The organism is Luteimonas wenzhouensis, assembly GCF_007859305.1.
Classification (GTDB): domain Bacteria; phylum Pseudomonadota; class Gammaproteobacteria; order Xanthomonadales; family Xanthomonadaceae; genus Luteimonas; species Luteimonas wenzhouensis.
In genome coordinates, this window is record NZ_VOHE01000002.1 from 631,476 (window position 1) to 654,122 (window position 22,647).

The 22,647-nt window shown below is 70.7% G+C and carries 18 protein-coding genes; 9 read left to right on the forward strand and 9 right to left on the reverse strand.

The window, feature by feature from the left end; translation table 11 throughout:
- Positions 1 to 60: 60 nt before the first annotated feature.
- The 3 genes from FQY79_RS06325 to FQY79_RS06335 all read left to right on the forward strand — a co-directional run bounded on the left by FQY79_RS06325 (position 61) and on the right by FQY79_RS06335 (position 4,515).
- Complete coding sequence (locus FQY79_RS06325; RefSeq protein WP_146311779.1) at positions 61 to 1,662, forward strand: peptide chain release factor 3; 1,602 nt, start codon at positions 61 to 63, stop codon at positions 1,660 to 1,662.
- A gap of 173 nt (positions 1,663 to 1,835) precedes the next feature.
- Positions 1,836 to 2,474, forward strand: coding sequence for a PAQR family membrane homeostasis protein TrhA (gene trhA / locus FQY79_RS06330; protein WP_146311934.1), 639 nt, complete (start codon positions 1,836 to 1,838; stop codon positions 2,472 to 2,474).
- A 94-nt stretch (positions 2,475 to 2,568) separates the two neighbouring features.
- Entirely contained in the window at positions 2,569 to 4,515 is a 1,947-nt protein-coding gene (locus FQY79_RS06335) for an AsmA family protein (protein ID WP_146311781.1), read from the forward strand.
- Between the two features lie 15 nt (positions 4,516 to 4,530).
- On the opposite strand, the gene FQY79_RS06340 is transcribed toward FQY79_RS06335, so the two are convergent.
- The 3 genes from FQY79_RS06340 to mtgA are packed head-to-tail and all read right to left on the reverse strand — an operon-like array spanning position 4,531 to position 6,771.
- The gene (locus FQY79_RS06340; protein WP_146311783.1) at positions 4,531 to 4,959 is read right to left on the reverse strand and encodes a CBS domain-containing protein; all 429 of its coding nucleotides are present in this window, start codon (positions 4,957 to 4,959) and stop codon (positions 4,531 to 4,533) included.
- Positions 4,919 to 5,947, reverse strand: a complete 1,029-nt coding sequence (locus tag FQY79_RS06345) for a glycosyltransferase family 2 protein (protein WP_146311785.1) — start codon at positions 5,945 to 5,947, stop codon at positions 4,919 to 4,921. The genes FQY79_RS06340 and FQY79_RS06345 overlap by 41 nt, the downstream gene beginning before the upstream one ends.
- A gap of 47 nt (positions 5,948 to 5,994) precedes the next feature.
- A complete protein-coding gene (mtgA, locus tag FQY79_RS06350) occupies positions 5,995 to 6,771 on the reverse strand; it encodes a monofunctional biosynthetic peptidoglycan transglycosylase (protein WP_425463182.1) in 777 nt (258 codons plus the stop codon).
- 58 nt (positions 6,772 to 6,829) lie between these two features.
- On the opposite strand from mtgA, the gene hslO reads away from it, so the two are divergent.
- The 3 genes from hslO (at position 6,830) to FQY79_RS06365 (ending at position 11,788) form a co-directional block, all read left to right on the forward strand.
- Positions 6,830 to 7,738: an Hsp33 family molecular chaperone HslO gene (hslO, locus tag FQY79_RS06355; RefSeq protein WP_146311789.1), complete on the forward strand. Its 909-nt coding sequence runs from the start codon at positions 6,830 to 6,832 to the stop codon at positions 7,736 to 7,738.
- Positions 7,739 to 7,848: 110 nt separating this feature from the next.
- A complete protein-coding gene (locus tag FQY79_RS06360; RefSeq protein WP_146311791.1) occupies positions 7,849 to 8,694 on the forward strand; it encodes an XOO1806 family protein in 846 nt (281 codons plus the stop codon).
- A 217-nt stretch (positions 8,695 to 8,911) separates the two neighbouring features.
- Positions 8,912 to 11,788 carry a TonB-dependent receptor domain-containing protein gene (locus FQY79_RS06365; RefSeq protein WP_146311793.1) on the forward strand — a complete coding sequence of 959 codons (2,877 nt, stop codon included), beginning with the start codon at positions 8,912 to 8,914 and terminating at the stop codon, positions 11,786 to 11,788.
- A 189-nt stretch (positions 11,789 to 11,977) separates the two neighbouring features.
- Here the strand turns inward: FQY79_RS06365 and FQY79_RS06370 are convergent, their stop codons facing one another.
- From FQY79_RS06370 to FQY79_RS06385, 4 genes are all read right to left on the reverse strand, one after another.
- Positions 11,978 to 12,718, reverse strand: coding sequence for a 2OG-Fe(II) oxygenase (locus tag FQY79_RS06370; RefSeq protein WP_146311795.1), 741 nt, complete (start codon positions 12,716 to 12,718; stop codon positions 11,978 to 11,980).
- A gap of 87 nt (positions 12,719 to 12,805) precedes the next feature.
- Positions 12,806 to 13,141, reverse strand: a complete 336-nt coding sequence (locus tag FQY79_RS06375) for a hypothetical protein (protein WP_146311797.1) — start codon at positions 13,139 to 13,141, stop codon at positions 12,806 to 12,808.
- Positions 13,134 to 15,059, reverse strand: a complete 1,926-nt coding sequence (locus FQY79_RS15775; RefSeq protein ID WP_146311799.1) for a tetratricopeptide repeat protein — start codon at positions 15,057 to 15,059, stop codon at positions 13,134 to 13,136. The genes FQY79_RS06375 and FQY79_RS15775 overlap by 8 nt, the downstream gene beginning before the upstream one ends.
- Complete coding sequence (locus FQY79_RS06385; RefSeq protein WP_146311801.1) at positions 15,056 to 15,541, reverse strand: hypothetical protein; 486 nt, start codon at positions 15,539 to 15,541, stop codon at positions 15,056 to 15,058. Before FQY79_RS06385 ends, FQY79_RS15775 begins: the two co-directional genes overlap by 4 nt.
- A 122-nt stretch (positions 15,542 to 15,663) precedes the next feature.
- On the opposite strand from FQY79_RS06385, the gene FQY79_RS06390 reads away from it, so the two are divergent.
- Complete coding sequence (locus FQY79_RS06390; protein WP_146311803.1) at positions 15,664 to 17,178, forward strand: tetratricopeptide repeat-containing sulfotransferase family protein; 1,515 nt, start codon at positions 15,664 to 15,666, stop codon at positions 17,176 to 17,178.
- Between the two features lie 19 nt (positions 17,179 to 17,197).
- Here the strand turns inward: FQY79_RS06390 and FQY79_RS06395 are convergent, their stop codons facing one another.
- Complete coding sequence (locus FQY79_RS06395) at positions 17,198 to 17,839, reverse strand: TetR/AcrR family transcriptional regulator (RefSeq protein ID WP_146311805.1); 642 nt, start codon at positions 17,837 to 17,839, stop codon at positions 17,198 to 17,200.
- Positions 17,840 to 17,997: 158 nt separating this feature from the next.
- Between FQY79_RS06395 and FQY79_RS06400 the strand changes: the two genes are divergently transcribed.
- Positions 17,998 to 20,475, forward strand: a complete 2,478-nt coding sequence (locus FQY79_RS06400) for an acyl-CoA dehydrogenase (protein ID WP_146311807.1) — start codon at positions 17,998 to 18,000, stop codon at positions 20,473 to 20,475.
- A gap of 109 nt (positions 20,476 to 20,584) precedes the next feature.
- Entirely contained in the window at positions 20,585 to 21,055 is a 471-nt protein-coding gene (locus FQY79_RS06405; RefSeq protein WP_146311809.1) for a hotdog fold domain-containing protein, read from the forward strand.
- Positions 21,056 to 21,237: 182 nt separating this feature from the next.
- On the opposite strand, the gene FQY79_RS06410 is transcribed toward FQY79_RS06405, so the two are convergent.
- Positions 21,238 to 22,617: an NTP/NDP exchange transporter gene (locus FQY79_RS06410; protein WP_146311810.1), complete on the reverse strand. Its 1,380-nt coding sequence runs from the start codon at positions 22,615 to 22,617 to the stop codon at positions 21,238 to 21,240.
- Positions 22,618 to 22,647: the final 30 nt, after the last annotated feature.

The window sequence follows — 22,647 nt, forward strand, 5'->3', positions numbered from 1 at the left end:
GAGCCCGTATAATCCACGGCCTCCCCACACCTTCCCGGCGCCACCGCGGCGGGACCGGCCATGCCCGACGTTTCCACCGAAGCCGCGCGCCGCCGCACCTTCGCCATCATCTCCCACCCCGACGCGGGCAAGACCACGCTGACCGAGAAGCTGCTGCTGTTCGGCGGCGCGATCCAGATGGCCGGCTCGGTGAAGTCGCGCAAGACCGCGCGCCACGCCACCTCCGACTGGATGGCGCTGGAGAAGGAGCGCGGGATCTCGGTCACCTCGTCGGTGATGCAGTTCCCCTACGCCGGCCGCATCATCAACCTGCTCGACACCCCCGGCCACGCCGACTTCGGCGAGGACACCTACCGCGTGCTCACCGCGGTGGACAGCGCGCTGATGGTGATCGACGTGGCCAAGGGCGTGGAGGAACGCACGATCAAGCTCATGGAGGTGTGCCGCATGCGCGACACGCCGATCATGACCTTCATCAACAAGCTCGACCGCGAAGGCAAGGACCCGATCGAGCTGCTCGACGAGGTCGAGCGCGTGCTCGGCATCCAGTGCGCGCCGGTGACCTGGCCGATCGGCATGGGCCAGCGCCTGAAGGGCGTGGTCCACCTGCTCACCGGCGAAGTGCACCTGTACGAGCCGGGCCGCAACTTCACCCGCCAGGATTCGACCATCTTCCCCTCGCTCGATGCACCGGGGCTGGAGGAGAAGGTCGGCAGTCAGATGCTGGCCGGCGTGCGCGACGAACTCGAGCTGGTGCAGGGCGCCAGCCACCCCTTCGACAAGCAGGCCTATCTTGACGGCAGGCAGACGCCGGTGTTCTTCGGCTCGGGCGTGAACAACTTCGGCGTGCAGCCGCTGCTGGACTTCTTCGTCGAGCACGCCCCCTCGCCGCGGCCGCGCGCCACCACCAGCCGCGAGGTCCGGCCGGAGGAGGAGAAGCTGACCGGCTTCGTGTTCAAGATCCAGGCCAACATGGACCCGCAGCACCGCGACCGCGTGGCGTTCATGCGCGTGTGCTCGGGCCGCTTCAGCGCCGGCATGAAAGCCTTCCACGTGCGCAGCGGCAAGGAGGTCAAGCTCACCAACGCGCTGACCTTCATGGCCAGCGACCGCGAGATCGCGGCCGAGGCCTGGCCCGGCGACGTGATCGGCATCCACAACCACGGCACGATCTCGATCGGCGACACCTTCACCGAGGGCGAGCAGCTTTCCTTCACCGGCATCCCGAACTTCGCGCCCGAGCTGTTCCGCCGCGCCCGCCTGCGCGACCCGCTCAAGCTCAAGCAGCTGCAGAAGGGCCTGGCCCAGCTGTCGGAGGAAGGCGCCACCCAGTTCTTCCGCCCGCTGATGAGCAACGACCTGGTCCTGGGCGCGGTCGGCGTGCTGCAGTTCGACGTGGTCGCCTACCGCCTCAAGGCCGAGTACGGGGTGGACGCGATCTTCGAACCGGTGCAGGTGGCCACCGCCCGCTGGGTGAAGTGCGACGACGAGAAGACGCTCGAAGAGTTCCGCGACAAGCACGCGATGAACCTGGCGATCGACGCCGCCGGCGAGCTGGTCTACCTGGCGCCCACCCGGGTCAACCTGCAGCTGGCCGAGGAGCGCTCGCCGGCGATCCGGTTCCTGGCCACCCGCGAGCACGCGCACGCCGTCCCGGCCTGACCGGCCCGGCGGGCATTGCCCGGCCGCCGGACCCGGGCCGGGCCCGGCGACGCCACCTTGCGGAGCGGCCAGCGCACCCGTCCCACCCGCGGCCACGATCCGGTAACGTATGGAGCGTGAGCAGTTCCCACGGTGAGTCGAGGCAGTCGCGACAGCACGTCCGCGAGCGCCGCCTGGCCCAGCGCCTGGCGCGCGTGCGCGACGAGATCGCCAGCGCCCTGACCCACGGCGTCGGCGCGGCCGCCGCGCTCGCCGGTGGCGCGGTGCTGATCACCCTGGCCGCGATCCGCGGCGACGCCTGGCAACTCGGTGCCGCGATCGTGTTCGGCGTCACGCTGCTGCTGCTCTACCTGGCCTCCACCCTCTACCACGCGATCCGGCATCCGGTGGCCAAGGGCCGGCTCAAGGTCTTCGACCACTGCGCGATCTACCTCCTGATCGCCGGCACCTACACCCCGTTCACCCTGGTCGGTCTGCGCGGCCCCTGGGGCTGGGGGCTGTTCATCGCGATCTGGACCCTGGCCCTGGCGGGCGTCGTCTTCAAGCTGTTCTACACCGGCCGCTTCAAGCGCCTGTCCACCGCGATCTACGTGGCCATGGGCTGGCTGGTGCTGGTGGCGATCAAGCCGGTGATGGCCTCGCTCGATGCCTGGACCTTCGGCTGGCTGATCGCCGGCGGCGTGTTCTACACCCTGGGCACCTACTTCTACCACCGCGAGTCGATCCCCTACGCACACGCCATCTGGCACCTGTTCTGCATCGCCGGCAGCGTCTGCCACTACGTGGCGGTCATGGCGCAGGTCGTGCCCTGACCACACGCGCTTCGCGAAACTGAATCTTCGCGCCGCGTTCGCGCGGGAATGACGCCGGGCGCGCAAGCCTAGCGGCATGGCAACGGATCCAGACATGGCCACCGGAGGGCCGCAGCCGCGGCATCGCTGGCGCCGTCCGTCGCGGCGCGCGCTCGCACTGGCCGTTGCGGTGGCCATCGCGGCGGTCGCGGTGCTCGTACTGCTGTGGGACTGGAACTGGTTCAAGGGCCCGATCGAACGCATCGTCGAGGCGCGGACCGGGCGCAGTTTCGACATCCGCGGCGACCTCAACGTCGACCTGGGCAGGCTGACCACGGTCACGGCCGGGCAGCTGCGGCTGGGTAACGCCAGCTGGTCGGAGCACGAGGACATGGCGACGGCCGAACGGCTCGCCCTGCAGGTCGAACTGTGGCCGCTGCTCATCGGCCGCGTGCGCCTGGCCGAACTGCGCCTGGACGCACCGGATGTGCGGCTCGAAGCGCATCCAGAAGGCGGGCCCGGCAACTGGGACTTCGGCTTCGAAGGCAACGGCGAGCCGCTCCACCTGCGCCGCCTGTGGATCCGCGACGGCCGCCTGCGCTACGACAATCCGGGCCGCGACACCGGCATCGACATCCACGTCGCCAGCCGCGAGCCGCGCCGCGAGGACGCCGCGCCGCCGGTCGAGCTCGAGGGCGAGGGGCGCTGGCGTGGCGCCGGGTTCAGCCTCGAGGGCCGTGCCGAATCGCCGCTCGAGCTGCGCGACGCCGACCACCCCTACCGCCTCGACCTGCGCGCCCGGGCCGGCGCCACCCGCGCCCATGCCCGCGGCAGCCTGACCGCGCCATTCAACCTCCAGGCCTTCCAGGCGCAGTTCGCGCTCGCCGGCCGCAACCTCGCCGAACTGTATCCACTGTTCGGCGTGGCCATGCCCGATACGCCGCCCTACGCCTTCGACGGCCGCCTCGAGCGCGACGGCGCCACCTGGCACTACCGCGGTTTCGAGGGCAAGGTCGGACAGAGCGACCTCTCCGGGTCGGCCTCGCTCACCACCGGCGGCGAACGCCCGGTGCTCGTCGCCGACCTGGTATCGAAGCGCCTGGATCTCGACGACCTGGCCGGCTTCCTCGGCGCCGCGCCCGACGCGGAGGGCGAGGAGCTCGACCCGGAACTGACCCGCCGTGCGCAGGCGCAGCGCGCGCGCGGCAAGGTGCTGCCCGACACCCCCTACGACCTGGCCAAGCTGCGCGCGATGGATGCCGACGTGCGCCTGCGTGCGCAGCGCATCAACGCGCCGCGCCTGCCGCTCGACGACATGGATGCACACCTGGTGCTGGAGAACGGCCTGGCGCGGCTGGAACCGGTCAACTTCGGGGTGGCCGGGGGCGACATCCGCGCCGACGTGCGGATGGACGCGCGCACCGACGCGATCCGCACCCGGCTGCGCGCGCAGCTGCGCGGGATCGAACTGGCGCAGCTGTTCCCCGACGCCGAACTCACCCGCGACGCCGCCGGACGCCTGGGCGGCAACATCGCACTCACCGGCGGCGGCAACTCGATCGCAGCGATGCTCGCAGGCGCCGACGGCGACGTCGCGCTCGGCATGGGCCGCGGCGAGATCAGCAACCTGCTGCTGGAGCTGGCCGGCATCGACATCTACGAGTCGCTCAAGTTCCTGCTCGGCCGCGACCGCAAGGCCCAGGTGCGCTGCGCCTTCGCCGACTTCGACGTCGCCTCGGGGACGATGCAGGCGCGCGCGCTCGCCTTCGACACCAGCGACACGATCATCGTCGGCCAGGGCCAGGTCGACCTGGAAGCCGAAACCCTGGACATCGAACTGCGCCCCCAGCCCAAGGACCGCAGCATCCTCGCCCTGCGTTCGCCGCTGCACCTGGGCGGCACCTTCGCCGCCCCCAGTTTCCGCCCGGATTTCGCCCGCCTGGGGCTGCGCGGGGCGGTCGCGCTGGCACTGGGCAGCATTGCGCCCCCGGCCGCGCTGCTGGCCACGCTGGAACTGGGCCCGGGCGAGGACAGCGACTGCGGCGGGCGCTACGCGAAGTAGCGGCCCGCGCGATGCTCAACCGGCGATGTAGCGCTGCAGCTGGTCGAGCTCGTACTGCTGGTCCTCGATCACCGCCTTGACCAGGTCGCCGATCGAGATGATGCCCACCACCGAGCCGCCTTCGAGCACCGGCAGGTGGCGGATGCGCTGCTCGGTCATCAGCTGCATGCACGCGGGGACGACGTGGTCCGGGGTCACGGTGACCACATCGCGTGTCATGATCGCGCTCACCGGGGTGTCCTTCGACGAGCGGCCCTCGAGCACGATCTTGCGCGCGTAGTCGCGCTCGGACAGGATCCCGCGCAGCTGCCCGGCTTCCGTCACCAGCACCGCGCCGATGCTCTTGAGCGCCATCAGCCGGATCGCTTCGATCACCGGCGCATCCGGCGCCACCGCGTAGACCTCAGGACTCTTGCCGTCCAGCAATTGCCGCACCGTACGCATCTTGGCTGCCTCCCGTTGCCTGCGACACGACCGAGGATACTCCGCCGGGCGCGGGGCGCCAGTCGTCGACCAGGTACAGCGGCCGCTGCTTGGATTCCTCGTACAGCCGGCCCAGGTACTCGCCGATCATGCCCAGCGCGACCAGCTGCACCCCGCCCAGGAACAGGATCACGACCATCATCGTCGGCCAGCCGGCGACCGGATCGCCATACAGCAAGGCCTTGGCCGCGATCCACACCGCGTACAGGAAGGCCAGCAGCGCCGCGCCCAGCCCGACATAGGTCGCCAGCCGCAGCGGCGCGGTCGAGAAGCTGGTGATGCCTTCGAGCGCGAAGTTCCACAGTTTCCAGAAGTTGAACTTGCTGCGGCCGGCCAGGCGCGGCTCGCGCCGGTACGGGATCGCGACCCGGTTGTAGCCGATCCAGCCGAACAGCCCCTTCATGAAGCGGTGCCGCTCGCGCAGCTGCGCCAGGGCGGCCAGCGCGCGCGGCGACAGCAGGCGGAAGTCCCCGGTGTCGGTCGGCACCGGGGTGCGCGACAGGCGCTGGATGACGCGGTAGAACAGGTGCGCGGTCAGGCGCTTGAACCAGCCCTCGCCGTCGCGCTGCTCGCGCATGCCGTAGACGTCGTCGTAGCCCTCCCGCCACTTCTCCACGAAGCGCGGGATCAGCTCGGGCGGATCCTGGCCGTCGGCGTCGAGCAACACCGCCGCACCCTCGGCCACGTGGTCGAGGCCGGCGGTGAGCGCGGCCTCCTTGCCGAAGTTGCGCGACAGCCGCAGCAGCGACACCCGGCGGTCGCCGCTGGCCAGCCCGCGCATCACCTCCCAGGTGCCGTCGCTGCTGCCGTCGTCGACGTACAGGATGCGGCCGTCGACCCCCTCCTCGCGCAGGCCATCGAGCACCCGCGCCACGCGGGCGTGCAGCAGCGGCAGGGCTTCGGCCTCGTCGCGCGCGGCCACCACGACGGTCAGGACTTCACGGCTCATGGCGGCATCGTATTCGGTTTCGCGCCACGCCGGCGTCGCGGCCGGCCTCAGTCCAGCGCCTCGACGTAGGCGGTGCCGCCGATCTGGCGCATGTTGCGCTCGATCGCCGCGGTACGGCGCTGGACGTAGGGCCCCGGCCGGGTGGCGCTGTAGCGCCGCGGGCTGGGGAGCACCGCGGCCAGGCGCGCACACTGGGTGTGGGTCAGCGCCGACGCGTCGCGGCCGAAGAAGCGGCGCGCCGCGGCCTGCGCGCCGTACACGCCGTCGCCGAACTCGGCCACGTTGGCGTAGACCTCCAGGATCCGGCGCTTGGGCCACAGCAGTTCCAGCAACACGGTGTACCAGGCCTCCAGGCCCTTGCGCACCCAGCGCGAGGCGGCGCCAGACCCTTGCCAGAGGAACAGGTTCTTGGCCACCTGCTGGCTGATGGTGCTGCCGCCGCGCAGCCGGCCGCCCCGCGCGTTGCGTTCGCGCGCCTGGCGGATGGCCTCGAAGTCGAAGCCCGAATGGGTGGCGAAGTTCTGGTCCTCGGCGGCGATCAGCGCCACCGGCAGGCAGGGCGCCATCGCACCGAGGTCGCGCCAGTCATAGGCCAGCCGGGCATCCCGCTCGCCGGCCAGCCAGGCTTGCGCCTGGCGGATGGCCATGAACGATGAGAACGGCGGATCGACCACCCGCAGCACGGCGACCTGCAGCACGCTGGCCAGGAGCAGCCACAGCGGCAGACACCACAGCCGCCTGCGCCAGCGCCGGCCCCGCGTCGCCGCACGTGCCGGCGAACCGCCGGCTTGCGCCTGCCTCATCACGCCCCCATCTGTGTCCAACGCCCACGCTGGGCGCTCCCCTATTCGACCACGCCCTGCGCGAGCGCGCGATCACGCCATGACCGAACCCAACCCTTCCGGCAGCGACCGGCTGACCCGTTTCCTCCTGCCCGGCGCCGGCGTGCGCGGGGTGCATGTCCGGCTCTCCCGCAGCTGGCAACGGATCCGGTCCACCGACGAGTACCCCGGTGCGATCGCCGAACTGCTCGGCGAGGCGGTGGTCGCTTCGGCGCTGTTCACCGGGCACGTCAAGGTCGACGGGCGACTGTCGATCCAGTTCGGCGGCGAGGGCGCGCTGCGCACCCTGTTCGCCGAATGCAGCGCCAGCGGCACCCTGCGCGGCATCGCCCGCCTGGCCGAGGACGCACCGGCGCCGCCCAGCCGCGACCTGCGCCAGCTCGGGAAGGACGCGGTACTGGCCATTACCATCGAGAACCCGGGCCTCAGCGCCCGCGACCCGGTCCGCTACCAGGGGCTGGTTCCCCTCGAGGCCGATTCGCTGGCGGGGGCGTTCGAGGACTACTTCCGCCGGTCCGAGCAGCTGCCGACCCGGTTGCTGCTGGCCGCGGCCGGGAACCGCGCGGCCGGGCTGATGCTGCAGAAGCTCCCGGGCGACGAGGGCGATGCCGACGGCTGGACCCGGGCCGGCGCCCTGTTCGACACCCTGCAGGCGGGTGAACTGCTCGAACTGCCCGCCGCGGACGTGCTGCGTCGCCTGTTCCACGAGGAGGGGGTCGAGACCGTCGGCGGCCGCGACCTGGCCTTCGGCTGCTCCTGTTCCCGCGAACGGGTGGCGGCGATGCTCGGCGCGCTCGGGGCGGACGAGGCCCGCGCGGCGGTGATCGACGGCGCGGCCCGGGTGCGCTGCGAGTTCTGCGGGGAGCGCTATGCGTTCGACCAGGCCCAGGTCGAGGCCCTGCTGGCCGAAGAAGCGCCCACGCTCGAAGCCCCCGCACGCGTTCAGTAACCGTGCAGCCGGGTTGTGATTGGCCCATTGTTAAATAACCATAAATGCGCTAGCCTGCCTGCAGGATCGCATCGGGAACTCCGACCACCGCCCACGGTCATAGGCTCGCCATGCCAAGCTTCGCTGCGCGACTGACGACGACCCTGCTCCTGGCCCTCGGCCTGGCGGCGGGCGCGCACGCGCAGGCCAAGCGCGACCAGACCGTGCTGCCGGTGGTCGACAACAGCAGCGGCAAGGTGCAGGCCTACCTGCTGCTGGAGCCGACCGCGGAAGGATCGGTGGCCGGAGCCCGCTGGCGCGCCGGCGACTCCACGCTCGATGCCACCTTCGGGCTCGAGGCGGGCGACTCGCTGGCCCTGCTGTGCAACCGGCGCAACGGCGTGTTCAGCGCCGTCGGCAGCCTGGTCAACAACTGCCAGCTGGCCTCGCTGGGCGAGCACGGCGGCAACGGGCGGGCCAGCGCCACGGCGGCGTTCAACCGCCCCGGCGGCGGCTTCGGCCTCACCGTGGGCCAGGGCAAGGACAGCCTCCCGGCGTGGATGAGCCGGGACCGGCAGCAGCACGACGTCGACCTCAACGACCTCACCATCTTCGCCCAGAAGAACCTCGGCGATGCCGCCTACGTCAGCATCGCCGGGACCGTGGCCAAGGCCACCCTGATCCCGTTCTCCGAGGCCCCGGCCGACATCAGTGACCGCTGGAGCAGCAAGAGCCTGTCGCTCGGCGGCGGCTACGGCGCGTTCAGCGCCAACGTCATCGGGCGCGTGATCGAGACCCCGGGCCAGCCGCGCTTCGAGGGCGTGGGCCTGGGCGTCACCTGGCGCACGCCCTGGAGCGGCCAGCTCACTCTCGGCGCCGAGAACGTGCTGACCCGGGGACGCAATCCGTTCTCACCAGCGGGCGAGACGGAAGACGAGGGCGCCGTGCCCTACGTCCGTTACGAGCAGGATCTCTGACGTCCGCGCGGCGGCGCCTGCTTCCCGCCGCAATCCGGCTGTTCCCCGCCTGCGACCCGCGCTGCGTCACGCATCGCAGCCGAATTATTAACGACACTTTAATTTCTCTCGACAGGCTAGTAGTATCCGGCGCAACCTTGCCGGGTTTGGCGTCTGCCTTGATTCCACCGGGGAGGTTTCCATGGGAAACACCCAATTCTCACGTTGGAGAGAGAGAATGAGACTGAAGCGAAACCAGCTGCGGGACGCGATCGTCGTCGCTTTGCTCGCAGGCACCACGATGACCGCAGGTTCTGCGCTTGCGCAGGAAGAAGGCCAGCAGCCGCAGCAGCGGGCAACCGAGCTCGACGCGATCACGGTCACCGGTACCCGCATCCAGAGCCAGACCGTCACCGCGTCCGCCCCGATCGCGGAAATCACCGCCGAGGAGTTCAAGTACTCCGGCACCACCCGCGTCGAGGACCTGCTCAACCAGTTCCCGCAGATGTCCCCCGGCTTCGACGCCTTCACGGTCAACCCGACCACGGGCTACCCGACCGCCGACCTGCGCGGCCTGGGCTCCAACCGCACCCTGGTGCTGGTGAACGGCCACCGCCTGCCGCCGGGCGGCATCCGCTCCGAGGCCCGTGACCTCAACCAGGTCCCCGCCGCTCTGGTCAAGCGCGTCGACGTGCTGACCGGCGGCGCCTCCGCCGTGTACGGTTCGGACGCGATGGCGGGCGTCGTCAACTTCGTGCTCGACACCGAGTTCGAGGGCTTCAGCGCCAACATCGGCTACTCGGGCTACCAGCACAAGAACGACAACGCCTACATCCAGGGCCTGATGGACGAGGTGGGCTTCGAGTACCCGAGCGGCAGCACCTCGCTCGACGGTGTCGCCCGGACCTTCGACATGGCCGTGGGCAGCCGCTTCGCCGACGGCCGCGGCCACGCCATGGCGTGGGTGACCTACCGCGAGAACGACGAGCTGCGCCAGGGCGCCCGCGACTATTCGTCCTGCGCACTCGACGCATCGGGCACCGCGTGCGGTGGGTCGGGCACCTCGCCGATCCCCAACTTCCTGATCATCGGCGCCACGGACGAGAACGGCGAGCCGTTCAGCGGCTACGGCCACCAGGATCAGACCACCGGTGAATGGCTCGCCGGTTCGGCCCCGCCGTACAACTACGCGCCGATCAACCACTACCAGCGTCCCGACGAGCGCTACACCTTCGGCACGTCGATCAAGTTCGAGGTCAACGAGCATTTCCGTCCGTACATCGACGCGATGTTCGCCAACACCAACACCTCGGTGCAGATCGCCGAGTCCGGCACGTTCTTCGTGAACTCCCCGCTCAGCTGCGATGACGACCTCGCCGCTGACCTCTGCGCTGCGCTGGGCATCACCGGCGGCGACATCTACGTCGGCAAGCGCAACGTCGAAGGCGGCCCGCGCGTGGCCAAGCTCGAGGCGTCGAACTTCCGCTTCGTGTTCGGCTCCGAGGGTGCGATCAACGACTTCTGGTCGTACAACCTGTCGGCGCTGTACGGCCGCAACCACTCGACCGAAGCCAACATCAACGACTTCATCACCACCTGGGTGGACGATGCGATCCGCCTGTGCCCGCCCGACTCGTTCGCCGGCTGCGTGCCGTACGACGTCTGGTCGCCGGGCGGCGTGACCCCGGAGGCGGCGGCGGCCCTCAGCGGCACCGGTATGCGCCAGGGCACCACCACGATGAAGGTCGTCAACGGCTACGTGACGGGCGGCTTCGACTGGGGCCTGCCCAGCGCCAACGGCCAGGGCATCGCGCTGGTGGCCGGCGTCGAGTACCGCAAGGAGACCTACGACGTCGACACCGACGTGAACATGGCGACCGGCAACTTCACCGGTCTCGGCGGCCCGCGCCTGCCGATCAGCGGTGAGATCGGCGTCAAGGAGATCTTCCTGGAAAGCCAGGTGCCACTGTTCGCCAACGACGACAACAGCACCAACGTCTTCCTCGACCTCGGCTACCGCTGGTCCGACTACGACACCTCGGGTTCGGTGAACACCTACAAGGCCGGTTTCGCGGCGACCTTCGCCGACAACTACCGCCTGCGTGGTGGCTACAACCGTGCGATTCGCGCGGCCAACACCGGCGAACTGTTCTCCGACCAGCAGATCGCGCTGTTCAGCGGCAACGACCCGTGCGCTGGCCCCAACCCGGCCATGACCCTGGCCCAGTGCCAGAACACGGGCGTGACCGCGGCGCAGTACGGCAACATCCTGGCCAGCCCGGCGTCGCAGTACAACCAGTTCATCGGTGGTAACCCGAACCTGACCCCGGAGAAGGGTGACACCTGGACCCTGGGCTTCGTGGCCACGCCGATCGACAATCTGTCGCTGGCCGTCGACTTCTACGACATCAAGATCGAAGACCGCATCGGCACCATCGGCGCCTCCACCATCCTCCAGTTCTGCGCCCTCACCGGCGACCCGTTCCTGTGCGACAGGGTCCACCGCAACGCCAACAGCGGCGACCTCTGGGTGGGCAGCAACGTCGAGAGCTCGGGCTACGTCGAGAACCTGACCGCGAACTTCGGCGAGCTGCACTTCCAGGGCGTCGACCTGAACGTGAACTATGGTTGGGACATGTGGGGCGGCCGGATGCACGCCGCGTTCATCGGCACCCACACCACCAAGGCCGAGATCGCGCCGCTGCCGGGCGTCAACGACGATGCGACCTACGACTGCGCGGGGGTGATCAACCTCTCCTGCCAGACGCCGGACTGGCGCCACATGGTCAACCTGCGCTACTCGGCGCCCAACTACTCGGTGGGCGTGCGCTGGCGCTATGTGGGTGAGCTGGACTACGTCGACAACAACGGCAACCCGCTGACCACCGACCAGCTGCTGGTCAACAACGGCAACAAGCTGAGCGCGGCGAACTACTTCGACGTGTCCGGCTCGCTGTTCCTGACCGACAACATCGAGATCACCGCCGGCGTCAACAACATCGCGGACAAGGAGCCGCCGATGGTGGGTTCGACCCTGGTGCTCAACGCCAACTCGGTCGGTGGTTACGACCAGCTCGGCCGGTACGTGTTCGCCAACATCAACTTCCGCTTCTGATCCCGGAAGCCAACTGCAACACCTTCAGCGGCGGACTTCGGTCCGCCGCTTTTTTTGCCCGGCGCCTGGGCGGCGGCGACATCCATGCATCCGCCCGGCAACGGGCCTCCGGGCTAGCGGACAGGGAGTGGGAGAGACGTGGCAGGACCGGCGCCGGAGCAGGTTCCGCGCCGCGACCCTCCGGGCCCGTCAGCCGGTCCGGAACCAGCCGGTGATCGCGTAGCGCCCGCGGTCGACGAACGGCGCCACGCTGCTGACGAGGTGCGGGCTGGGCACCGCGAACACGGTCAGGGTATTGAAACTGGGCGTGACCACCGACTGGACGCGACCCTGGGCGTCCGCGAACTGGAGCTGCCCGCCAAAGTCGGCCGCCCACTCCGGTGTCAGGTTGAGCACGTAGGCGGCCACGCGCTGCATCTCCTCGGCATGGTCGTCGTGCAGGGTGAGGAAGTGCCCTCGGCGGTAACGCGTCACCTGCCCGTCCGCGAGCCGGATCTGCGGGACCCCGGTCACCTCCCGCGCGAAGTCGAGGAAGCTGTCGTGGCCCAGCATCGCGAACGCCTCCGCCAGGACCGGGTCGGTCAGCCGCCCGGCACGGCCGTGGTCGAACAGCGGATAGCGCTCGTACAGGTACTGGAAGCCGTTGCGGGCCTCGGCCGCGACGAGTTCGTCGAACGCCGCCCGCCGCGCAGGGTCGAGCGCGTCCATGCCGGCCGCGTCGAAGGTCCGGTGTTCGCCCTGGATGCGGGTGACCAGCGCCCATTCGCTCCAGGACAGCAGCCGCTCGTAGAGCCTCGCGGCGAACGCGTCGTCCAGGAATCGCGGGATGACCACATGGCCACGATTGCTGAATTCGGAAGACAGCTGCGCGAGGTCGAGGCGGGGACCCAGGTAAAGCCCGGGCCCGGCAGATCCGGGACTAGTGGTCACGTCATTCGGCCAAGATCGGGGGGCAGCGCACCGTGTGCGTGCCTCCGCGCAGCGGTGCGGGCGCCGGCGCGCGAAGGCGCGCGGCGCTCAATTGCCCTCATTCCACCCTTGGGGGGTGCTTTCGAGGTCGCGCATGGCATCGCGGGTTCTGCCGTCAATGACGTCCCACTGCTCGCGCGTGTGGCAGACCTTGCGTCCGAAACGGCTGCCGGTCACCTGCATGTTCTTGCAGATCCGCTCGTTGGGATCGGCAGCGGCGACTTTGGCGTCGGCCCCCGGGTCGGCACGGACTTCCTCGGCCGGCGGCGCTGACGATGCAGCGGCCGACTGGGCCAGCACGCCCGCCGCTGCGGGCAGCGCGACGACAGGCAGGGCCAGCAGGAGAATGAGTGCGGTCTTGGTGTGTGCTGGAAGGCTATGCATGTCGTTCGATCCTGGTTGAGTCGAGCGGCGCGGGCGTCAGGCGATCCCATGGCGACTCCGGCACCATGTCGAAGGCTATCGTAGTCCGCGGAGCCTGATCGGTAAAAGGCAGGGTCCCGTGCCAGAAGTAGGAGGGGAACAGTGCCAGGCAGCCGCGTTCAGGCTTGACCACCCGCCTGGGCGGCAGGTCGATGCCCAGGGTCTCCAGGGGTTGGCCGAACTGGAGCCAGCCGGCGCGGTCGCCCTCGTCGCGGCCCGCGCCGATCGCGGCCGGCAGGCTGACGTAGAACGCCGAACTCAGCCAGCCTTCCGGGTGGACGTGGCTGGCATGCCGGCCGGAGGAGCGCAGCCTCACCGACCAGGAGCCGGCGAAGCGCAACTGCCCCGCGCGCCGGGACAGGAACGGGTGGGTCGGGTCGGTGGGCAGGTTCGCGACCCACCGCTCCGCGGTCCGCTTCAACGCCTGGCCGGCGGCCACCAGCAACGGCTCGGGACGGCCGAACAGCCGGCCCGGGGTCTGGGTGCCCTCGCGCAAGCTCTGCGCGACCGGTTCGCGCGCCGCGGCGTGGATCCGGGCCAGCACGGGCTCGAGTTCGTCCAGGAAGGCGTGGATCGACGCGAAACCTTCCGGCGGCGCCACCTCCAGGTAGCCGACGAAGCGCTCGTAGTCGCACAGCCAGTGCTCGCGCGGATCGTCGAGCAGTCGCCAGACCACGCCCAGGTGGGCCCAGCCTTCCTGGTTGCGGGGGTCCAGGCGCACCGCCTCGGCGGCATGGGATTCGGCCTCCCGCCAGCGGCCCTGGGCGAGCAGGTGGCGGGTGCGCGCGTTGCGGAAGCCGGGATGGTTGGCGTAGTGCGCGGTGAGCGCTTCGTACAGGCCTTCGGCGCGCTCGGCCAGCCCGAGCGCCTGGCATGCATCGGCTTCCTGCCAGGCGAGCACCGGATGGTCGTCGCGACGGCGTAGCGCCCCGATCCGTTCGAGCGCTTCGTCGGCCCGCCTGGATTGCAGCAGGAAGGCGACCAGGGCGACCTGCAGCTCGCGGTTGTCCGGCTGCCGGTCCGCGGCGGCCCGGAAGGCGTGCAGCGGATCCTCGTCGGCGGCCAGGACCGGACCGTACTCCCAGAGGATGTGGGCGAGCGTGGCATGGCCCGCGGCGAAGCCGGGATGGCGCGCCACCAGTTGCCGCGCCTCGCCCAGCGCCTCGCCCGGCCGCCCGACATCCACCAGCGTGCCGGCCAGCGCGTCGCGCAGTTCGGGGGAGTCGAAACCGGCGTCTCGCGCGCGGGTGAAGCAGGCGAGGGCTTCGTCCGCCCTGCCCTGCAGCCGCAGCACCGCGCCCAGGTTGACCCAGGCCGGCGCGTGGGCCGGCGCCGCGTCGAGCACCTTGCGCAACGCCTGTTCGGCGCGCTCCAGGTTTCCCGTCGCCCGGTGCGCCGCGGCCAGACCCATCCATGCATCCAGTGCACGCGGCTGCGCGCGCACCGCCCGCTCCAGTGCTTCGAGCGCCTCGTGCGGACGGCCGGCATCCAGCTCCATCAGCCCGACCTGGGCCCAGGCCGGCGCATGCCCCGGGGCCAGCGCCGCCGCCCGGCGGAAACCGTCGAGCGCCTCGGCGGTCCGCCCCACCCGGCGCAACCAGGTGGCGAAGTTCACCAGTGGTACCGGATTGCCGGGCGCCAGCCGCACCGCCGTGCGGAAACTGGCATCCGCACGCTCGGCGTCGCCGGTGTCCGCCAGGCACATCGCCAGCAGCTGGTGGGCATCGGCCACCGCCGGGGCCTGCGCCACCAGCTGCCGCGCCAGCGGCAGTGCCGCAGCCGCGCTGCCCCCGCGCAGTTGCTGCAGCGCGGCGTTGAACAGACCCGCCTGCGCTGCCGTGAAGGTCCTGGCGGCGCCCGCCCGCCCGGGCCCCGTCATCGCACCCGGCGCACCCGCAGCGCCACCGAACCGGTGCTCAGCATGTAGGTGCCAAACGCGGCCTTGCGTACGGTGACGGTATCCCCCTCGCGGACGAGGCCGCTGCTGCGCGATTCGGTCTGGGCCCAGACCTGGCCGTTGTCGAGGCCGATCACGCGCTGCTGCCTCGGGCCATAGGTCACCGAAGTCACCACCGCCTGTACCTGATCGGGCCCGGCATCGTTCGCACCCACAGCGTCAACGCCCGACGCCTCCCGTGCGCGCTCGCGGCCGAAGGCGGCCACAGCGCCCCTTGCGGCTTCCTCCTGCGCCTTCTCGGTCGGCGGAAACGCGCGGTCATAACACGCCAAGCGCGTGGCCGCGTCGCCGATCTCGGCGCAGGGGTGGGAGGATCGATCCTGCCCCGCAGCCCCCGCAGGCAGGTACGCCATCGACGCAAACGCAATCGCCACGGGGAAAACGCGCTTGATTCGGTTGGACATCTGTGCTCCCGGACATTGTGATGGACCCCCGCGGCAAGCATACTCCCGACACCCGGGCCGACGCGCCGTCGCGGTGCTCCCGGCGCCGCCATGCGCGGCCGGTCCCTCCGCCGGAACCGCCCATGTCCCGATCCCACCCGCCCCTGTTGCGGGATGCCATGCAGCTGCTCGGCGCAGGCCGCCACCGCGCGGCGATCGACGCCTTCCGCCGCGCGCTCGCGCAGCATCCCGGCCATGCCGACGGCTGGTACAACCTGGCCTGGCTGCTGAAGGCACAGGGCCATCACGATGAAGCGCTCGAGGCCTACGCGAAGGCCCTCGCCCACGGCGTGGCCGCGCCCGAGGAAGTCCACCTCAACCGCGCGGTCATCTATTCCGACCACCTGCGCCGCGACGACGAGGCCGAGCGCGAACTCCGCGCGGCGCTCGCGCTGTCGCCGCGCTACCTGCCCGCATGGCTCAACCTCGGCAACCTCGCCGAAGAGCGCGGGCGGCGCGAGCAGGCGATCGAGTGCTACGCCGCCGTCCTCGACCACGCGCCGGCCGACGACGCGCGCTACCGGCTCGAAGCGTTGGCCCGCCTGGCCCACCTGCGGCCGCCGGCCGATGCCGGCGACCCGCTGCTGGCGCAGTTGCGCATCGCTGCCGTGTCGGGCGCGACCGGCGACGACGCCACCCGCGCCAACCTGTGCTTCGCCCTGGGCCGGGCCCTCGATCGGCTCGGACTGCATGACCAGGCGTTCGAGGCCTTCGCCCGCGGCAACCTGCACGCGGGCCGCACCGGCCCCGGGTACGACCCGGCGCGGACCGAACGGGCGATCGACGCCCTGGTGGCGGCGTTCCCGGGCGCGACCCCGCCCCCCGCCGCCCCCGCGCAGGATGCAGGCCGCCCCGCGCCACTGTTCATCTGCGGCATGTTCCGCTCCGGCTCGACCCTGGTGGAACAGGTCCTCGCCGCGCATCCGGCGGTGGTGCCCGGCGGCGAACTCGACCTGCTCCCGCGCATGGCCGCGCGCCAGCTCGCGCCGTTTCCGGCCGCCATGGCCACGCTGGACGCCGCGCGCGCCGCGGCGCTGGCCGCCGCCTACCGGACCGAAACCGCGCGCCTGTTCCCGCATGCGGCCGAGGCGGCCTACCTTACCGACAAGCGCCCGGACAACTTCCTCCTGGTCGGGCTGGCCAAGCGGCTGTTCCCCGCGGCGAAGATCATCCACACCGTGCGCCATCCGCTCGACAACGGGTTGTCGATCCACATGCAGCACCTGGATCCGCGCGGGTTCGCCTACGCCAACGACCTGCGCGACACCGGGCACTACTACGGCCAGTACCGGCGCCTGATGGCGCACTGGAAACGGCTGTACCCCGACAGCATCCACGAATTCGACTACGACGCCTTCGTCCGCGATCCGCAGGCGACGGCCGAGGCGCTGCTCGCGTTCCTCGACCTGCCGTGGGACCCGCGCTGCCTGGAGTTCCACCGCCTCGACAACACGGTCAAGACCGCCAGCTACTGGCAGGTCCGGCGGCCGCTGTACGCGGAGGCATCGGGCAGGTGGCGCCAGTACCGCCGCCACCTCGAGCCGCTCGCCGAGGCGCTGCGGGCAGCCGGGGTCGATCCCGATCCCGGACCGGTCTGACCCCCCTTGCACCTGGCGGCTAGGCGGGGACCAGCGTCCGGCTCAGGTGTTCGACGTAGGCCTCGAACTCCTCCTGCGGCATGCGCGCCTGGTGCAGTTGCAGGTTGAGCTGGAGGAAGCCGACGTAGGCGGCGTAGGTCAGGCGCGCGCGGTGCAGTGCATCCTCGCGGCCCAGCCCGGTCTGGCGGAACGAGGCGGCCAGGTAGTCCAGGCGGCGCTTGGAGACGCGGTCGATCACCGGCTGCACCACCGGGTGGTCGAGCGCCTTGAGCAGCGCGCTGTAGATCACGTGCGACTGGTACTCGTGGGCCACCATCTGGAACAGCGCGCGCAGGCGCTCGCGCGGATCGGGCACCCGCTCCAGGGCGCCGAACACCGCTTCCTGCTCGACGCTTTCCCAGCGGTCCAGCGCCGCCTGCAGCAGCGCCTCGCGCGAGGGGAAGTGCCAGTAGAAGCTGCCCTTGGTGACGCCCAGCCGGCGTGCCAGGGGCTCGACCGCGACTGCGGCCACACCCTGCTCGGCGATCAGGTCGAGTGCCGCCTGGGCCCAGTCATCGGCGCTCAGGCGGCCACTGCGCTCGGGCTTGCCGCGGCCCTGGGCGGGCGGTGTGGCGCCGGTTTTGCCGGCGGCCGCAGGAGGAGTCGCGGCAGGTCTGGCCATGTCGATCGCTGTCCATACGCCTGGGTCAAGAATCGTATCGTCGCCCATCCGCCAGCGTGTTGACAAGCCTGCGGGGCGATTCCATACTCAACCGTACGGTCAGTTCGTCACGCGTCGCTCCCACGCGTGGCGCCACCATCGAGCTGGAGACAAACGTGATGAGCGTCGTGATTCCCTTCCTTGCGGTGCTGCTGGCCGGCGCGTTCGCCGCCTACCATCGACTGCGGCTCGCGACCTGGGTGGCCATCAGCGCCGTCGTGCTGGCGGCGTGCTGGTTCCTCGGCGCGCACCCCACCGCCACCCTGGTGGCCGCGGGCATCGTCGCCGCGGTCGGCGCGCTGCTGCTGTTGCCGTTCCTGCGCAAGCCGCTGGTCACCGCGCCGCTGCTGAAGTTCTTCCGCAAGGTCCTGCCGCCGCTGTCGCAGACCGAACGCATCGCGCTGGAAACCGGTTCGGTCGGCTTCGAGGGCGAGCTGTTCACGGGCGACCCCGACTGGGACAAGCTGCTCGGCTACCCGAAGCCGATGCTCACCGAAGAGGAGCAGGCGTTCCTCGACGGCCCGGTCGAGGAACTGTGCCGGATGGTGGACGAGTGGGAGATCAACCACGTCCGCGCCGACCTGCCCCCGGCGGTGTGGAACTTCATCAAGCAGCACCGCTTCTTCGGCATGATCATCCCCAAGGAGTACGGCGGCCTCGGCTTCTCGGCGCTCGCCCACCACAAGGTGATCCAGAAGCTTGCCTCCGTGTCGAGCGTGGTCAGCTCCACGGTCGGCGTGCCCAATTCGCTGGGGCCCGGCGAACTGCTGATGCACTACGGCACCGAGGAACAGAAGCGCTACTACCTGCCCCGCCTGGCGGTGGGCGAGGAGATCCCCTGCTTCGCCCTGACCGGCCCCTTCGCCGGCTCCGACGCCACCTCGATCCCCGACTACGGCATCGTCTGCCGCGGCGAGTGGAACGGCGAGCAGGTGCTCGGCGTGCGCCTGACCTTCGACAAGCGCTACATCACCCTGGCGCCGGTGGCCACGCTGATCGGACTGGCCTTCCGCATGTACGACCCGGACGGCCTGATCGGCGACAGGCGCGACATCGGCATCACCCTGGCGCTGATGCCGCGCAGCACCCCGGGGCTGGAGATCGGCCGTCGCCACTTCCCGCTCAACTCGCCGTTCCAGAACGGCCCGGTGCGCGGCAAGGACGTGTTCCTGCCGCTGGACCAGCTCATCGGCGGCGTGGACAAGGCCGGCCTGGGCTGGAACATGCTCAACGAGTGCCTGGCCGTGGGCCGCTCGATCACCCTGCCCTCCACCGCCAGCGGCGGCACCAAGTGGGCGGCGGTGGTCGCCGGCGCCTATGCCCGCATCCGCAAGCAGTTCGGCCTGTCGATCGGCCGCTTCGAGGGCGTCGAGGAGGCGCTGGCGCGGATCGGCGGCAAGGCCTACGCCACCAGCGCGCTGTCGCAGGCCACGGCCGCGGCGGTGGACCGCGGCGACGTGCCGTCGGTGCCCTCGGCGATCGCCAAGTACCACTGCACCACGATGGGCCGCGAGGTCGCCGGCGACTTCATGGACATCGTCGGCGGCAAGGGCATCATCCTCGGCCCGCGCAACATCGGCGGCCGCGCCTGGCAGGCCTCGCCGATCGCGATCACGGTCGAGGGCGCCAACATCATGACCCGCAGCCTGCTGATCTTCGGCCAGGGCGCGATCCTCTGCCATCCATGGGTGATGAAGGAGATGAAGGCGGCCCAGGACCCGGACCACGCCGCCGGCCTGCGCGAGTTCGACCGCAACCTGTTCGGCCACATCGGCTTCGCCATCTCCAACGCGGTGCGCTCGTTCTGGTTCGGCATCACCGGGGCGAAGATCGGCAAGGCGCCCGGCGACGACTACACCCGCCGCTACTTCCGCAAGCTCGACCGCTACTCCGCCAACCTGGCGCTGATGGCCGACGTGTCGATGCTGCTGCTGGGCGGCAAGCTCAAGTTCAAGGAGTCGCTGTCCGGGCGCCTGGGCGACGTGCTCAGCCACCTGTACATGGCCAGCGCGATGCTCAAGCGCTACCACGACGAGGGCGCGCCGCACTCCGATCGCACCCTGCTGGCGTGGGCCTTCCACGACAGCGTGCACAAGATCGAGACCGCGCTGTCGGCGGCGCTGCGCAACTTCCCGATCCGTCCGGTGGGCTGGCTGCTGTGGGCGCTGGTGTTCCCGCTCGGCCGCCGCGCGGTGCCGCCGGGCGACCGCCTGAGCCATCGCGTTGCCGCGCTGCTGATGGCCCCGAACGAGGCCCGCGACCGCCTGGCCCAGGGCGTGTTCCTGACCCCGGGCCCGAACAACCCGGGCGGCCGGATCAACAGCTACCTGGCCAAGGCCATCGCCGCCGAGCCGGTGGAGCGCAAATTCCTCAAGGCGCTCAAGAACAGCGACATCGAGGCGCTGGACTTCAGGTCGCAGCTCGACGAGGGCGTGCGCGAGGGCTGGATCACGGCCGAGGAACGCGCCCAGCTCGAAGAGCTGCGCGAGCTGACCCTCGACGCGATCATGGTCGACGACTTCGACACCGAGGAACTGCGCTCGGCCGGCTACCGCAACCTGCCCGATTCCGAACGCGCGCGGCGCGAAGCCGCCTGACCGGCCTCCGATCCGCGCGGCGCGCGCCGCGCGGACCGTTCCCGCGGCCCGCGGCATCCCGTGGGCCGCGCCACCACTCCGGCACCGCGCAGACCAGGGACGCCACGCCATGGCCCCGCAAGTCCTCCGCCTGTACCAGTCGCTCGAGCGCCGGCCGCTCGGCAAGTGGCTGTTTTCGCGCCTGGTCTGCCTCAAGGCGCCCTACTTCTCGGGCATTGCCCCGCGCATCGTCGAGCTGCGGCCCGGCCATGGCGAGGCCACCATCGCCCACCGCCGGCGGGTGACCAACCACCTGGGTACCGTGCACGCGATCGCGCTGTGCAACCTGGCCGAGTTCATCGGCGGCCTGACCACCGACGTGAGCCTGCCCGCATCGATGCGCTGGATCCCGCGCGGCATGCAGGTCGAGTACCTGGCCAAGGCGGTGGGCACGATGCGTGCCGTGGCCACCCCGGCCTTCGCGCCCCACGAGGCCGCGCAGGGCTACGAGCTTCCGGTGGAGGTCGAGGTTGCCGATCCGTCGGGCAAGCCGGTGTTCCGGGCACGGATCGCGATGTGGATCTCGCCGCGCAAGGCCTGACGCCCGCCGCGCCCAGGCCCGCGCGCAATGGCGCGGCGCTGGCGGGGACGGCTGGCTCTGCTGCCGCCGCCCTCGACCATTGTAGGAGCGGCTTCAGCCGCGACTTCGGCGGTGAAGCTGGATGCATGCCCGGTCGCGGCTCAAGCCGCTCCTACAGAGTCGGGAGCGAGCCGGGGCGCCCTTCAGGCGCGTTCTGCCGCGCCTGCCGCATCGGCGGGTAACGGCCGCTCCGACGGCAGCTTCGCCTCCTCGCGCAGCAGCCGCCAGGCGCTGAAGGTCATGGCGGAGGCGATGACGATTCCAGCGCCGAACACGAGGTTCGAACCCAGGGTCGAGAGCGCCTTGTGCATCCAGACGAACACCAGGTCGCCGCCGCGGTAGATCACGGTGTCGATCGCGGCGCCGGCCTTGTAGCGCCATTCCCGGCCAACCCGGGTGTAGATCGTCTCGCGCGCGGGCTTGGCCAGCGAGAATTCGCTGGCACGGGTCACCACCTGCACGATCGCCACCAGCACCGGCAGCGGCGAGGCCGCCAGTACCGAGAAGCCCAGCACCACCGCGCCGGCGGGGACCAGGAGCGCCGGCGCGATGCCGAAGCGCGACAGCAGCGCGCGCGTCACCAGCAGCTGCACCACCAGGGTGAGCGTGTTCACCGCCAGGTCGATGCGGGAGAAGAACGCGGTGCGCTGCTCGGCGTCGGCGAAGGCCGAACGCGCGATCAGGATCTGCTCGTTGTACAGCAGGGTGCCGACCCCGATCCCCAGCACCACCATCAGCGCCAGCCAGCGCAGCAGCGGCTCGCGCGCGACCAGCTTCAGCCCCGCCCAGACCTCGCCGCCCATCGGCACCTCGCCGCTGCGCCGGCCGTCGGCCTGCTCGCGCTGCACGGCGTACGGACGCAGGCGCAGGATGCAGAGCATGCACACCGCCAGCAGCGCGCACGAGACCAGCATCATGTTGGCGATCCCCAGCCGCTGCACCAGCAGCCCCGTCAATACCGGGCCCAGGAACGCGCCCACGGTGCCGGCGGCGCCGATGTAGCCGTAGTAGCGCCGCGCCTCGGCATTGCTGTACACGTCGGCCATGAAGCTCCAGAACACCGCCACCGCGAACAGGTTGAACACGGTCAGCCACAGCACAAAGGCCAGGCCGCGCCCCGCCACCCCGCTGTCGAACAGGGCGTGGAACACCAGCAGCGTGGCGATGAAGAAGCCGTAGATCACCGGCAGGAACACCCGCCGCGGGAACCGGCTGACCAGCCAGCCGTAGGCCGGCTGCAGCGCCAGCATCGCCACGAACACCGAGGTGAAGATGAACTGCGGCACGAACTCGCCCAGGGCCACGCCGCGACGGGCGAAGAACTCCACCAGTGCCGGCGGGAACACCGCGGTGACGTCGCTGGAGGCGACCATCGCCTCGCGCACCGGGCGCAGCACGTAATAGCCGCTGAGCAGGCAGAAGAAGTACAGGAACGACCACAGCAGCGGCGGCGACTCGGCCAGCGCGGCGCGCAAGCGCGCGGGACGGCCGGTGCCTGCGGGTTCGTCGATCGGAGTTGCCATGCCCAGGCCCGGAGCCGCGAAAACGTTGGC

Bases quoted from the DNA above. Each gene is read 5' to 3' on its own strand.
- FQY79_RS06390 (WP_146311803.1), top strand. From the start codon at position 15,664: ATGTCCCGATCCCACCCGCCCCTGTTGCGGGATGCCATGCAGCTGCTC.
- FQY79_RS06345 (WP_146311785.1), bottom strand. From the start codon at position 5,947: ATGAGCCGTGAAGTCCTGACCGTCGTGGTGGCCGCGCGCGACGAGGCC.
- FQY79_RS06325 (WP_146311779.1), top strand. From the start codon at position 61: ATGCCCGACGTTTCCACCGAAGCCGCGCGCCGCCGCACCTTCGCCATC.
- FQY79_RS06385 (WP_146311801.1), bottom strand. From the start codon at position 15,541: ATGTCCAACCGAATCAAGCGCGTTTTCCCCGTGGCGATTGCGTTTGCG.
- hslO (WP_146311789.1), top strand. From the start codon at position 6,830: ATGACCGAACCCAACCCTTCCGGCAGCGACCGGCTGACCCGTTTCCTC.
- FQY79_RS06360 (WP_146311791.1), top strand. From the start codon at position 7,849: ATGCCAAGCTTCGCTGCGCGACTGACGACGACCCTGCTCCTGGCCCTC.
- FQY79_RS06410 (WP_146311810.1), bottom strand. From the start codon at position 22,617: ATGGCAACTCCGATCGACGAACCCGCAGGCACCGGCCGTCCCGCGCGC.
- FQY79_RS06365 (WP_146311793.1), top strand. From the start codon at position 8,912: ATGAGACTGAAGCGAAACCAGCTGCGGGACGCGATCGTCGTCGCTTTG.
- FQY79_RS06375 (WP_146311797.1), bottom strand. From the start codon at position 13,141: ATGCATAGCCTTCCAGCACACACCAAGACCGCACTCATTCTCCTGCTG.
- FQY79_RS06335 (WP_146311781.1), top strand. From the start codon at position 2,569: ATGGCCACCGGAGGGCCGCAGCCGCGGCATCGCTGGCGCCGTCCGTCG.
- FQY79_RS06395 (WP_146311805.1), bottom strand. From the start codon at position 17,839: ATGGCCAGACCTGCCGCGACTCCTCCTGCGGCCGCCGGCAAAACCGGC.
- FQY79_RS06340 (WP_146311783.1), bottom strand. From the start codon at position 4,959: ATGCGTACGGTGCGGCAATTGCTGGACGGCAAGAGTCCTGAGGTCTAC.
- FQY79_RS15775 (WP_146311799.1), bottom strand. From the start codon at position 15,059: ATGACGGGGCCCGGGCGGGCGGGCGCCGCCAGGACCTTCACGGCAGCG.
- FQY79_RS06400 (WP_146311807.1), top strand. From the start codon at position 17,998: ATGAGCGTCGTGATTCCCTTCCTTGCGGTGCTGCTGGCCGGCGCGTTC.
- FQY79_RS06405 (WP_146311809.1), top strand. From the start codon at position 20,585: ATGGCCCCGCAAGTCCTCCGCCTGTACCAGTCGCTCGAGCGCCGGCCG.